Annotated in this window: 10 protein-coding genes; 7 read left to right on the forward strand and 3 right to left on the reverse strand. The window is 58.7% G+C overall.

Annotation, left to right across the window (positions count from 1 at the left end; all coding sequences use genetic code 11):
• The first annotated feature begins 40 nt into the window (after positions 1-40).
• The 4 genes from trxC (at position 41) to MCM46_12255 (ending at position 4,287) form a co-directional block, all read left to right on the forward strand.
• On the forward strand, positions 41-496 hold the full coding sequence (gene trxC, locus MCM46_12240; GenBank protein MCG3112575.1) for a thioredoxin TrxC: 456 nt from the start codon (positions 41-43) through the stop codon (positions 494-496).
• A 129-nt stretch (positions 497-625) separates the two neighbouring features.
• Positions 626-1,576 carry a DUF4157 domain-containing protein gene (locus MCM46_12245; GenBank protein MCG3112576.1) on the forward strand — a complete coding sequence of 317 codons (951 nt, stop codon included), beginning with the start codon at positions 626-628 and terminating at the stop codon, positions 1,574-1,576.
• A gap of 331 nt (positions 1,577-1,907) precedes the next feature.
• The gene (locus tag MCM46_12250) at positions 1,908-2,438 is read left to right on the forward strand and encodes an SET domain-containing protein-lysine N-methyltransferase (protein ID MCG3112577.1); all 531 of its coding nucleotides are present in this window, start codon (positions 1,908-1,910) and stop codon (positions 2,436-2,438) included.
• Positions 2,439-2,598: 160 nt separating this feature from the next.
• On the forward strand, positions 2,599-4,287 hold the full coding sequence (locus tag MCM46_12255) for an ATP-binding protein (protein MCG3112578.1): 1,689 nt from the start codon (positions 2,599-2,601) through the stop codon (positions 4,285-4,287).
• A gap of 37 nt (positions 4,288-4,324) precedes the next feature.
• On the opposite strand, the gene MCM46_12260 is transcribed toward MCM46_12255, so the two are convergent.
• Positions 4,325-6,418, reverse strand: a complete 2,094-nt coding sequence (locus tag MCM46_12260; GenBank protein ID MCG3112579.1) for an EAL domain-containing protein — start codon at positions 6,416-6,418, stop codon at positions 4,325-4,327.
• Positions 6,419-6,746: 328 nt separating this feature from the next.
• Entirely contained in the window at positions 6,747-7,127 is a 381-nt protein-coding gene (locus MCM46_12265) for a response regulator (protein MCG3112580.1), read from the reverse strand.
• A gap of 415 nt (positions 7,128-7,542) precedes the next feature.
• On the opposite strand from MCM46_12265, the gene MCM46_12270 reads away from it, so the two are divergent.
• Positions 7,543-8,388 (forward strand): SRPBCC family protein, encoded by an 846-nt coding sequence (locus tag MCM46_12270; GenBank protein ID MCG3112581.1) that lies wholly within the window; start codon positions 7,543-7,545, stop codon positions 8,386-8,388.
• A 272-nt stretch (positions 8,389-8,660) separates the two neighbouring features.
• On the opposite strand, the gene MCM46_12275 is transcribed toward MCM46_12270, so the two are convergent.
• Positions 8,661-10,355 (reverse strand): hypothetical protein, encoded by a 1,695-nt coding sequence (locus tag MCM46_12275; GenBank protein ID MCG3112582.1) that lies wholly within the window; start codon positions 10,353-10,355, stop codon positions 8,661-8,663.
• Between the two features lie 284 nt (positions 10,356-10,639).
• On the opposite strand from MCM46_12275, the gene MCM46_12280 reads away from it, so the two are divergent.
• Both MCM46_12280 and MCM46_12285 read left to right on the forward strand, forming a co-directional pair.
• Entirely contained in the window at positions 10,640-11,035 is a 396-nt protein-coding gene (locus tag MCM46_12280; protein MCG3112583.1) for a DUF488 family protein, read from the forward strand.
• 179 nt (positions 11,036-11,214) lie between these two features.
• On the forward strand, positions 11,215-12,690 hold the full coding sequence (locus MCM46_12285) for an MATE family efflux transporter (GenBank protein MCG3112584.1): 1,476 nt from the start codon (positions 11,215-11,217) through the stop codon (positions 12,688-12,690).
• The last annotated feature ends 215 nt before the right edge of the window (positions 12,691-12,905 follow it).

A 12,905-nucleotide genomic window follows, 5' to 3' on the forward strand; every position in this document is an offset into this window, starting at 1 on the left:
AACCTGGAGTCATGACCATCCATTCGATAAGGGATCTCCCATGAGCGCCTCCCTTCGCGTCGTCTGCCCCCACTGCAACGCCACCAACCGCGTTCCGCCGGAGCGTCTCGGACAGGGGCCGAAATGCGGCCAATGCCATCAACCCCTCTTTACCGGCCGTCCGGTGGAACTGAACGAAGCCGCCTTCGCCCGCCAGATCGCAAGCAACGACATCCCGGTGGTCGTCGACTTTTGGGCCCCCTGGTGCGGGCCCTGTCTGATGATGGCCCCCGAATTCGAAAAGGCGGCCAAGACCCTTGAGCCCCATGTACGCTTCGCGAAGGTGAATACGGAAGAAGAGCAAGGCCTCGCGGCGCGCTTCAACATGATGAGCATTCCGACCATGGCGCTCTTTCGCGGCGGGCGGGAGGTGGCCCGCCAATCCGGCGCGATGAACGCGGCAGCGATTGTGAAGTGGGTGCAAACCCACGCCGGGGGTCAAAGTTCGGCTGCCTGAATTCTGGAAGGGGCTTCGTCCAAGCCCCACCGCTTTATCGAATTGCAATTTGGAATCTGATCGATTAATATTCTCAAATTAAATTCAAGTCGGTAACCCTGCGCCGGCGCAAGCAATCGGAGAGAGACCGTGCGAACCGCTGTACAAACCCAGACGCCCCTTCAGAAGAAAATCTCCTCCCAGCCGACCCGACCGGATAAAACACCCTCCGTGCCGGATCATCCCGCCCCTTCTCTTCTCCGCCTTCAGCGCACCATCGGAAACCAAGCGGTGCAGCGGCTCCAGGCCAAGCTCACCGTCAGCACGCCCGGAGACATCCATGAACAGGAGGCCGACCGCGTCGCCGAGCAGGTGATGCGGATGCCGGATGCTGAAGTCGCCGGTCTTTCCGGCTCGGGAGGGGAGAAGCTGCAGAAGAAATGTGCCCCTTGTGCCGGTGGCGGCGGGTCTTGCCCCAAGTGCGCCGCGGAGGAAAAGCTTTCGATGAAGCGCGGGACCGCCGATCCCGCCGCCCCCGCGACGGTGCCGCCGATGGTACAGGAGACCCTTCGCTCCGGGGGACAGCCGCTCGATGCCGCCACGCGGGTCTTCATGGAGCCCCGCTTCGGACAGGATTTCAGCCGCGTGCGGGTCCATGCCGATCTGAAAGCCGCCGAATCGTCGCGATCGATCAATGCCCTGGCGTATACCGTTGGGCGGGATGTGGTGTTCGGAGCCGGGTCTTATTCGCCGCAAACCACATCCGGCCGGCAGCTCTTGGCGCACGAGCTGGCCCATGTGGTGCAGCAAGGGTTTTCAAACCGGCAGGTTCAGCGGCAGGTCGCCGCGCCGGAGAGGGAAAGCGGCGCCTCGCCGGCGGGGGAGGAAAAGTGCTATCCGTGCCAGGTCGCAAATGGGCTTGGCGTCTGCTGCTACGCGGCCAATGCCCCGATGATTCCCGAGTGCTTCGAGATGGCCACCAAAATTATCGATGACTGCGGCGGAGGGGAGGCCTGTCTGCGGAAAGCCAAGTGCGCCCAATGTAAGTGCATCGCGCGGGTGGCAGGGGAAGAGTATTGTAGTTGCTCCGGGATCATCTGACCCCTGATCTGGAAAGTTCATCGCTGTTTTAGTTTAGATCTTTCTCCACGAATCAGCAGGACGACATTCAACGGTAACAAGCACCGTGGCCCCATTCCAATGAACCCTTCACTAAGTAGAAACAGATCCCAATTTCGAAGAACCTCCTCCCTTCTTCTTTACAAAAAAGAAACTCTTTGTTAGACTTCGCTGCTGTAACCGCTTGGTCAGAGATCACTCAAACCCATATAAAAACAGAATCGACCTCGGAAGTAGGGATCACCCCGCCTGACTCTGTCCGTCATTGTCGTCGGCCGGCCCACTCGAAGGGATTCTAGAAAGCCACCTCTTTATGCTGGTCGAACCGAATGAGATTGTCACCGAAAAAATAACGCGTCAACGGACCCGGCCCTGGTTCGAGATCCGCTCCTCTCAAATCCAGGGGTCCGGCGCCTTCGCCCTCCGGCCGATTCCAAACGGAACGCGGATCATCGAATATACCGGAGAGCGGATCACCCACGCGCAAGCGGACGCCCGCTACAACGACTTCGAGATGGAGCGGCACCATACCTATCTCTTCGCCGTCGACGAGCAGACCGTGATCGACGCCACCCACGAGGGGAACGACGCCCGGTTCATCAACCACTCCTGCGACCCCAACTGCGAATCGGTCGTCGAGGAGGGGCGGGTCTTCATCGACGCGATCCGCGACATCGCCGCGGGGGAAGAGCTCTTCTTCGATTACGCCTACGAAAGAGACGGAGAAGAAGATCCGGACGCCGAGAAACGCTACGCCTGCCGATGCGGCACCCCCCACTGCCGCAAAACAATTTTGGCCCCGCCCGAGGAAGAAACCGAATCGGACGATCAACAAGAAGGGTGACCCGCCGACGCTTCTTTGTCATGGATCGGGAGGTTTCCTCGTGAATCATTCCTAGTTGATCTTCTTCAGCCGCGTCCCGACCTCACCCGCCGAAAAATTGACAGATCGGTCTCTCCCGATATACTTGGATGGAATTCCTTCCACCCTTGAAGAGGCCCCCATGCAATCGGAAACAAAGTCAGCCGATCCGTTCGGCCGGGCGGCGCATCTGTGCGGATGGATCGCCTGCGCCATCGGCGGCGTCGCCCTGATCGGCTGGATGATCCGCTTCCACCTGCTCGCCAGCATCCGGCTGGAGTATATTCCGATGGCGCCCAACACCGCCCTCGCTTTTGTGATGCTCGGGAGCGCGTTGCTCCTCCAGGTTCACCGGCCCGACTCCCCCTGGGGACGAAAACTGGGAAGGGGAGGGAGCGGTTTTGTTTTGGTCCTGGCCGCTCTCACCCTCGGCCAGCACCTCTTCGATTTCCAAATCGACATCGATCAGTGGCTGGTGAGCAGCTCCGAGAAATTCGGGGCGGTCCTCATCGGCCGGATGTCTCCGGTGACGGCGGCGAATTTCCTCCTCGCCGGTCTTTCGCTCTTCTTCCTCTGGTCGGCGTCCCCGGAACGGCCGCGGCGGCGCGGCCTCGCGGCTTTCCTGGCAACGGGGGTGTTGTCGGTCGGATTCGTCGTGAGCTTGGGTTATCTGTATCGAACCCCGCTGCTGTACGGCGGCACCGTCATCCCGGTGGCGCTGACGACGGCGATCGCCTTTCTGATCCTCGGCATCGGGATTATCTCGGTCTGCGGTCCCGAGAGCTGGCCGCTTCGTTCCTGGATCGGCGAATCGACGCAGGCGCGCTTGATGCGGGTGTTCCTCCCTTTTACGGCCGGGGTCATCCTGATCGGCGGCTGGCTCAATACGCTCAGCTTCCGGCGATTCACGAACCCGGCGATGATGGCCGCGCTGCTCGCGCTGTTCTCGGTTTTGGTGATGAGCGCGATCGTCTCGCAGCTCTCCCGGATCATCGGGGGGGCGATCGACCGGGCGAATGAGGAGCGCAAGGCGGCGGAAGCGGAGGTCCGGGCGTTGAATCTCAGTCTGGAGCGGCGCGTTGAGGAGCGAACTGGGCAGCTGGGAGCGGCGAACAAGGAATTGGAGGCGTTCAGCTACTCCGTCTCGCACGACCTGCGGGCGCCGCTGCGCCACATCAGCGGCTTCGTCGAAATGCTGAGAGAACATCGCGGGGCGCAGTTCGACGAAAAGGGACGTCGCTATATCGACACAATCATGAAGTCAGCCAAAAAAATGGAAAGGTTAATCGATGATCTGCTCGACTTCTCGCGGACGGCAAAGATCGAGATGCGCATTCGGCCGGTCAGCATCGATTCCACCGTCCGGGAGGTGATCCAAGAATTGCAGCCGGATGTCGAGGGGCGGCAGATCGCTTGGACGATCGGGCATCTTCCCGAAGTGAGAGGGGACGCCGCGCTGCTGCGGCAGGTCTGGGCCAACCTGATCGGCAACGCGGTGAAGTACACCCAAACCCGCGCGCGCGCCGAAATTGATATCGGCCTTCTCTCGGAGGGGGAAGAGAACATCTTCTTTGTTCGGGACAACGGCGCCGGTTTTGACCCGAAATACGCCGGCAAGCTCTTTGGCGTTTTCCAGCGGCTGCACAGCGCGGACGAGTTCGAGGGGACCGGCATCGGGCTGGCGAACGTCCGCCGAATCGTCCACCGCCATGGCGGCCGGACCTGGGCCGAGGGAGAGGTCGATCAAGGGGCCGTTTTTTATTTTTCGTTGCCGAAGAATTTGTTTGATGAATCGAGAGAAACGAGCCTGCGCGTGGAATTGCACTCCTAATCCGTTCTTCTAAATCCTATTTCATCCTCGTTGATTTTCACAGATTCCATCCCTTGGCCGGCGCCGTTTCGGTGAACCAGGCATTCAGCTCGGACGGGGGAAGGGGGCGGCTGATGTGATATCCCTGCGCCGCGTCGCAGTCGAGCGCGGCGAGTTTTTCCAGCACCTCTTCGCTTTCCACCCCCTCCGCCACCACTTTGAGACCGAGATTATGGGTGAGCTCGATCGTCGAGCGGACGATGATGGCATCCTCTTCGTCGGTCGCCATCTCTTTCACGAATGATTTGTCGATCTTGATCTGATGGACCGGCAGTTTTTTCAGATATCCTAAAGACGAGTAGCCGGTGCCAAAATCGTCGATCGAGAGCTGAATCTCCATGTTGTTCAGACGGGTTAAGGTCTCCATCGCCTGCGCGGGGTTGACCATCAGGGCGCTTTCGGTGATTTCCAGATTCAGAGAGGCCGATCCCACGCCGCTGGCCTCCAACAATCGTGCGATTTGATCCGGAAGTTCCGGATCTTCAAGGTTCCGAGCGGACAAATTGACCGCCACATTGGGAGCCTTCCCTTCCCGCTGCCAAATCTTGCATTGGTCGAGCGCGGTTTTCACCACCCAAAGGGTGAGCGGTTGAATGAGTCCGGAATGTTCCGCAATCGTAATGAATTGATCGGGGGGGATCACACCGTACTGAGGATGTTGCCAGCGGACCAGCGCCTCCACCCCGATCACCCGTCGGGTCCAGAGGTGGATCTTGGGCTGATAGACCAGAAAGAGATGGTTGTTCTCAATCGCGTCCCGCAGCTCTCCGAGAAGGGCGAGGCGGCGCGGGCTGTGTTTGTCCACCTTTGAGGAGTAAAGGGCGACCCCTTTTTTGTTTTCCTTGGCGACATACATGGCGATGTCGGCGTGCTGAATCAGGCTGTCGGGATTTTCGCCGTGCTCCGGCGAGAGGGCGATGCCGATGCTCGCCTCGATCACAATCGGAATCCCTTCGATCAAAAAAGGCTTCTCCAAGGCTTTGAGAAGCCGGCCCGCGGCGAGGGCCGCCTGTTCGGAATCGATCCGGGGGAGCATCACGGCGAATTCATCCCCGCCCAAACGTGCGATCGTATCGGAGGGTTGCAGGACCGCGTGCAGCCGCGGCCCGATCTGTTGCAATAACGCGTCGCCCCGAGGGTGCCCCAGGGTGTCGTTGATCTCTCTGAAGCGGTCTAAATCAAGAAGGAGCAGGCCGACCGATTTATTTTCGTCGGCGGCGGCCGGAATCGCTTGCTGCAGCCGATCGTGTAAAAGGGTCCGGTTGGGAAGCGCGGTCAGGGTGTCGTAATAGGCCATCTGTTTGATCGTCGCCTCCGCGCGCTTGCGCTCGGTGATATCGGCGATGATCCACATGACGCCGCTGATCTCCCCATTGTTGTTGCAGAGAAGGGAGGTCGAGATGCTGGTGTCGATCAAGACGCCGTCTTTCCTTTTATACCGGCGCTCCAAGTTGACGAATCGCTTCACCTCGCGTTCCGCCCCCCTGTTCCGGGTCTCTTTCTTTGTCTCTTCCGGGCGAATGGGGATCGGATGTCCCAGGACCTCCCGTGCGCTCCAGCCGAGGATCTGCTCGGCGGCCGGATTCCACATCTGAACATTTCCGGTCGGATCGATCACAATGATGGCGAGCGGCGACGACTGGACGACCGCCTCCAGGGTCTGATTGCTCTCCTGAAGCGCTTCCTCCGCTTTCTTCCGCTCCCGCCGCACCTCGGCTTCACGCAGCTCCCGGTTTACGGCGGGAATCAGCCGTTTTAAATTCCCTTTGATGATGTAGTCATCGGCACCCGCCTTCATCGCCGCCACGGCCCGGTCTTCCCCGATCGTCCCCGACACGAAAAGAAAGGGGGTGTCGTTCCCGCGCTCTCTCAAGAGGGCCAGCGCCTCCGTTCCTTTAAATTGGGGCATCGTATAATCGGAGAAGATAATGTCCCACCGACGGTTGTCGAGCGCCGCTTGCAGCGATTCCCGCGTTTCAACCCGTTCATGGATCGGGTCATACCCCCCTTTCTGAAGTTCCCGCAACAGCAGCTCGGTATCTTCTTCGGAGTCTTCGACGATGAGGGTATGAATCTGAATCGGTAAGGCCATGTTTACCTCTCACTGGATGTTATTTGGATCTTCTATCGCGCCGTCGTGATTTCGTGGATTCTGTCGAAATAGACCCGGTCGATCACTCGTGTTCGATTCAAGCGGCGAGGGCGCGGATTGATGCCGATTAGTATACCATTCAGGAGTGAGACGTGCGCCGTTGATGATATGGAATTAATCGGAAGGGACCGCCGTTGGTTGGAAGATATCTTTCACCGCTGTTTTACCAAGATCAAAAAGCGGAGCGGTTTTTTACTAGAGGGAAGGGTGAAGAAGGGCGGGTCATGGACGCGCGGTTGATCCGTATCCTTCCGGATGAAAAAGCGTTTCAATTGCGCCGGAGCAGCCGATTCTTTTTGTACAAATCGACGAAGAGAGACACTTTCGCCCGTAATAGATCGGAATCAAAAGGTTTGAAGAAATAATCGACCGCCCCCACCGAGTCGGCCTTGAGCATCGCTTCTTCATCCGGGTCCATCGCGGTGATAAACATAATTGGAGTGTTCCTGGATTGGGGGCGTTGCCGAATGATCTCCGCCGTCTCAAATCCATCCAGCTCCGGCATCATGACATCGAGCAGAATGAGGGTGAAATCCTCGTTAAGGAGATGTTTTAACGCCTCCCTTCCGGAAGACGCCTTCACCAAACGATACTCGGGGGAATCCAGAATCGCTTCCAATAAGATAAGATTATTGGGTTTGTCATCCACCAACAAGATATTTATTTTTTCTTCGAAGTGCATTTAAGAGGACCAAAGATGGCTATCCCTAAAAATCGTAGCATAATTCGGAATTCGAAAAACAGAAGGAGATTATAAATTAGGAATTATGAATTAAGAATTAATCGGTAATCGGCTTATGACGAGGGTCGCCGGGTTCCATCCCTTGCCGACCTACTCCGCACTGCCTTATCACCCATTTGTATTAACCCGGAAGTTGCATGGACTCCGCCTCGACTGAAACGTTATGCTAATACCAGTGAAGGGAAGTCCGTCATTGTCTCCTCCCGATCCGGAGGAGGGGTATTCCTTTCCGTCTCCGGCAAAATGAAGAAAACCGAGTCTGAACGCATTTAGGAACCACGTTCTGAAAATTCTGAATGGATCAGAAATGAGGAGGATGGGTATGTCGTCTAAAAACAAAAATCACGCGAAACAAAAGCCGGCGGCTGTTTCCCGGAGCGGGTCGTCGTATATGGCAGGAATCTCCGTCAACAATATCGAGCAGATTGCAGCCGCGGCCGGCGGGGGGGCGCTGCTCTTCTATTACCTTCGAAAGGTGAGCTTGGCCGATGCCCTGCTGGTCGGCGCTGCGGGAGCTTTGATTTATCGGGGGGTCACGAATCGCCCGTTCAATATCAAGGCCGCCATCGGGACCGAGCGCCTGACCGAAGAAATTCAGAGCCTGACGGAGCGGGCCAAGGGATGGGCCCAAGGATGGGCCGACGAGTTCAAAGGGAAAATCGAGCGGTTCAGAGGCCAAAGCGGGCCGATTCAGGTGGAAAAAAGGATCGTTATTGCCAAATCACCCGAAGAACTTTATGCATTCTGGCGCAATTTTGAAAACCTTCCGAACATCATGAGCCACTTGGAATCGGTCACCGGTACCCGCGGCAAACGATCGCACTGGGTGGCAAAAGGCCCGGCCGGCGTTCCGATCGAATGGGATGCCGAAATTGTGGAAGATAAAAAGAATGAGATGATCTCCTGGCGCGCGTTGGCCGATGCCGATGTGCCGAACGAAGGGACGGTTTATTTTGAAAAGGCCGGCGATGGACAGACGGAGCTTCGGGTGTCGATGGAATACACCCTTCCGGGCGGGGAGATCGGCGAGGCGCTCGCGGAATTCTTCGGCGAAGATCCGGCCCGGAAGATCGAAGACGATCTGAACAACTTTAAAGAGGCGGTGGAGGGAGGCGAGATCATGCTGGGCGCCGACAAGTCGTATAAGTCTCGCGAGGATGGGAATTAACCTCGTATTGCTTCTTCGCGATGCTTCATCTCGTCTTCAACTGAAAGGGGTAGCCGTTTTCGGCCACCCCTTTTATTTTGTCATATGGAGGATATAAAACGAGGATTTCCGTGAAGAGTATGCATTGCACGCACAACCTCCGACTGTGGCGGAGGGCGAACCGTCGTTCCGTTTTCCTCGCTTCCGACCGTGTCAGCCAGAGGGGATCTTCTCGTCGGCGTCTCTCCTCTTTTTTCTTCTCAGGAATGGAACGCATCCCTCTTCTTTCTGCGTCACGTCGCTCCCACGATCCCTCCCGCCACGGCCGCCGCGCCCGAGACCACGGCGGTGATGAAGGTCCACCAGGCCGCGGCCGCGACGACCTTCCGGGTCTCTTCGGCCTGTTTCAGCGCCTCTTCTTTCAGGCGGTTCATCCGGCGCTCCACCTCGGCCTTCATCTCTTCCGCTTTTCCGACCACCTTGTCGCGCGTCGATTCGATCTGGTTGAGAATGTGTTCGACATCTTCCTCCGAAAGATCGGTGCGGGAGGCGAGGGTCGATTTGAGGGTCTCCCGGTCGATCGATTTAAGACGATCGGCCAATGCCTCCGCCCCCCGTTTCGGATCGCGGAAAAGACGCATCAGATCGTCGCGCAATCCGCCGTATTTTTGGTCGGGGCGATTCAGGGAGTCGAGATAGTCCCGCACCCGGGCGACGGCGCTCTCCTGGAGGGCGCTCAGACTTTCCTGGACCCCGCCCCCTCTTTGTCGAAACTCCCGAATGATCTGCTCGGCCCGATCGGCGGTCCGCTCCGCCTCTTCGTGCGACATATCCTCCCGCTGTTCTAGGAGCGAAACGACCGTCGATTTGTTGAAGGCCTCGTTGGCCCGGCTCTGAAGGAGGGCCGCCCCTTTCTTGGGATCATGGACAAGCGTTTCGATTTCCCGCTTGATGCTGTCGGGGTTGAGCGCCTCTTTGCCGGTGTTACGCAGATACTGCTCCCACTCCCGGCGGGTTCGTTCCGCCTCTTCTTTGGAGTAGCCGGCGGCCACGCGCAATCCGGCATCGACCACTTTCTCGGCGACCGGTTTTTTCGATTTTGCCTCCTCCTGCGCCGTGGCGACGGCCCCTTTGGCCCGCGCCATCTTCTCCCGTCTCCGTTCGGGAGAGCCGTATTTCGTGTCGAACGACGCAATCAGTTTATCGCGGTCCAATCGATCGTCGTGAACGGTCATCGCCCGGATTTCGGTTTCGCTGAAGAGCTGCTCCAACTCCTCGCGGATCTGCCGGGGGTCGATCGGCTTGGGCTTGAGCTCCTGAATGAACTGCTGCATCCGGTTTCGGACATCCTCCGGCGCCATCTCCCCGAAGATTTCGTCCCGCACCGCGGCGGTCACCTGCGCGGCGGTGTCGGCCGCTTGTTTTTCGGGGGAGGTCCCGAAGAGGGAGGAGGCCGCTTCCCCCATGGAGCGGAGCCCCGAGGTGGCGGTATTGATCAGCGAGCCGATCAGCGAGGTGGCGGCGCCCAACTGCAGATAGGTCATCGCCAGATAAAACAGCCCCCAGACGGTTAGGCCCAAAATCGCGCCGATCAAGACGCTCGGCGTCAAGCTGATCTCGACCGCGAGCCAGCTGGCAAAAAAGAGGGCGATGCTCGCCGTGACCAGTGTCCAGAGGCCGTACCCGGTCGTGATCTTGCGAACGGTCGCCATCGCCCCTTGATCCTCCTTCTCTTTATTCTCGTCCCGGGAGGTGTCGGTCTCTCTCTTATCGACCGGTCCGACGGCGCTGACGCCGGCCGCCACGGAAAGATGGGTGAGCGCCAGCTGAAACGCCACCGCAAGGGCAATTCCGACCAGAAGCGCGGCGAAAAAATGGGGACCCGAGAAGAGGATCGCCGCGCCTCCCGGCGTAACGACCGCCGCCTCTTGGGCATGAACCAGATGGGGCAAAACTAACAATCCAATCGTCGCAAACAACTTTCTCATAAAGGTCTCCTTTTCAAACGTGTTTGGGTGAGTCATAATCGTGGTGAGACGAAGCCCTCCGGCCGGGCGTTCCGAAAGGGTCGTCCGGAGAGGCTTTCTCCTCCGTCCTCGGCGTCAAAAATCGCTGTTTGGTTCGAGCCGAATGACTTCCAATTTCTATCGTAGGAACCTTTCGGGAATGAGTCAATCAGACGGAAGGAGGAGTCTTCGGCCCTCCAATGGAGTAGGCGGAACGAGACGCATTGCTGACCTAAGTCTAAGCCTTGTATGGAGCTTGAAAGGCGATGTTGAAGACGAAATCAATCCATTCCCCCCTCGATCCGAAAAGAGACGGCTTGCGCATCCTGGTGGCCCGCTTTCGGGGTCGCGGGATAAAGAAAGATCGCTACGACGTCTGGATGGCGAATTTGGGACCGAGCGAACCGCTGCTGAGAGGTTTTCTGAACGAGGAGATCGATTGGAAAACCTATACGCGCCGATATAAGGCGGAGATGTTTCAGCGCGGCGGGGCCGATCGGCAGAACAGGGTCATCCGAAACCACGGGCAGAAGTTTACATTGAGACTGATCAAGAAATTGGCGGAGACCCAGCCGGTGACATTGCTCTGCCATTGCGCGGAAGAAGAAAAACAGTGCCATCGCCATCTGCTCAAAGAGATTATTTTGAGCATGAAGGTTTGACGTCATTCCTCCTCTGGAAAAGTCCTCTCACAGGTGAATACGCATCACGGCGGTAGGGGCGTATTGCAATACGCCCCTACAAAAGAACGCCCCCTGGGACCGTATTGCACCTGATTGAAGTTGGTTGTAAACTGGACCGCTTATTCTGTCGTGAGAATGAAGGTGGGAAAAACAAACCGATGATCGATCGTGTATGGCGTTTCTTGGCAAAATTTTTTCTGCTTTCTCCCGGCGGTTCGGTGACGGCCCCTTCGTCCCGGCCCGCGCTATCCGCCGGTGTCTGGGCGACCCTTCGCGAAGCGGTCCGCGGGAGCCGGCAGGACTTTACCGAGGTGCCGATCCGGCGGGCGGTTGTCCTCCTGGCGGTGCCGATGGTGCTCGAGATGTCGATGGAGTCGCTTTTCGCGATCGTCGACATCTTCTGGGTCTCCAAGCTCGGCGCGGAAGCGGTGGCGACGGTCGGTCTGACCGAGGCGATGCTCTCCGTCGTCTACGCGGTGGCGATGGGGCTGTCGGCGGGGGCGACCGCGACAGTGGCGCGCCGGTTTGGCGAGAAAGATCGGGAAGGGGCTGCCCTTGCCGCCGTTCAGGCGATCTGGGCCGGGGTGGTGATTTCGGCCGTCATCGGGGGGGCCGGCATTTGGCTTGCGCCTCAGCTCCTTTCCGCGATGGGGGCTTCCCCCGCTGTGGTGAGCCGCGGATCGGGCTACACGGCGATGATGCTCGGCGGGAGTGTCACCATCGTTCTCCTTTTTCTTGTGAATGCGATCTTCCGCGGGGCAGGCGACGCCGCGGCGGCGATGCGGTCGCTCTGGCTGGCGAATGTGATCAACATCGTCCTCGATCCCTTCTTCATCTTCGGGTGGGGGCCGTTTCCGGAGATGGGGGTCGCGGGGGCGGCGGTCGCCACGACGATCGGCCGCGGAGTCGGTGTGCTCTATCAGCTGGCGAACCTGTCCCGCTCCGAGGCGGCGTTGTCGATCGGAAGACGGCACCTCCGCTTCGACGTTTCAGTGACCGTTCGATTGCTGCGCATCTCGGCCTTCGGCATCTTGCAGACCTTGGTCGAGAGCGCAAGCTGGCTCGGCCTGGTGCGAATTTTGTCCGGCTTCGGAAGCGCGGCGCTGGCAGGCTACACGATCGCAATCCGTGTCGCCATCTTCGCGCTCCTTCCCTCGTTCGGTTTTGCCAACGCGGCGGCCACCCTGGTGGGGCAGAACCTGGGGGCGGGCCGGCCGGAGCGCGCGGAACGATCGGTCTGGATCGCCGCTTTCTACAACTTCGTCTTCTTGGGATCGGTCAGCGTCGTCTTTGTCCTTTTGCCGGGGCCGATCGTTCATTTCTTCACCGTCGATCCGGCGGTCGTCCCGTTTGCCGTCGACTGTCTTCGGATCGTGGCGCTCGGATTTCTCTTTTACGCTTATGGTTTTGTCTTCGCCCAAGCGTTCAACGGCGCGGGCGACACGACCACCCCGACGTTCCTCAACTTTTTTTGCTTTTGGCTGTTCAAGATCCCGGCGGCTTACCTGCTGGCGGTGACGGCGGGGATGGGTCCGCGCGGCGTCTTCATCGCCGTGACCGCCGCTTACTCCACCCTGGCGGTGGCGGGGGGATTCCTTTTTCGCAGGGGGGGATGGAAGGGCCGGAGAGTGTGAATTTTCCGATGACTGAAGGCGCAAAAAGGCGCCGCGTCAGGTTACGTCGTAGGAATCAGAAACGCTTGGAATATAAAGATTTTGGAGCTCCAGGGAGGGAAAGAACGGCGTGGACAAACTTCAACTCTGAGGTCTTTTGCGGGACGAGCGCCGGGTGGAAAGGAGTCTAACCCCCTTTTCCACCCGGCAACGATCTTAAAGACGATCCTGGCGCT

Source organism: Candidatus Manganitrophus morganii (assembly GCA_021651055.1).
Classification (GTDB): domain Bacteria; phylum Nitrospirota; class Nitrospiria; order SBBL01; family Manganitrophaceae; genus Manganitrophus; species Manganitrophus morganii.

Coding starts and splice junctions, on each gene's coding strand:
- MCM46_12285 (MCG3112584.1), top strand. CDS start 11,215: ATGATCGATCGTGTATGGCGTTTCTTGGCAAAATTTTTTCTGCTTTCT.
- MCM46_12275 (MCG3112582.1), bottom strand. CDS start 10,355: ATGAGAAAGTTGTTTGCGACGATTGGATTGTTAGTTTTGCCCCATCTG.
- MCM46_12255 (MCG3112578.1), top strand. CDS start 2,599: ATGCAATCGGAAACAAAGTCAGCCGATCCGTTCGGCCGGGCGGCGCAT.
- trxC (MCG3112575.1), top strand. CDS start 41: ATGAGCGCCTCCCTTCGCGTCGTCTGCCCCCACTGCAACGCCACCAAC.
- MCM46_12280 (MCG3112583.1), top strand. CDS start 10,640: ATGTTGAAGACGAAATCAATCCATTCCCCCCTCGATCCGAAAAGAGAC.
- MCM46_12260 (MCG3112579.1), bottom strand. CDS start 6,418: ATGGCCTTACCGATTCAGATTCATACCCTCATCGTCGAAGACTCCGAA.
- MCM46_12250 (MCG3112577.1), top strand. CDS start 1,908: ATGCTGGTCGAACCGAATGAGATTGTCACCGAAAAAATAACGCGTCAA.
- MCM46_12270 (MCG3112581.1), top strand. CDS start 7,543: ATGTCGTCTAAAAACAAAAATCACGCGAAACAAAAGCCGGCGGCTGTT.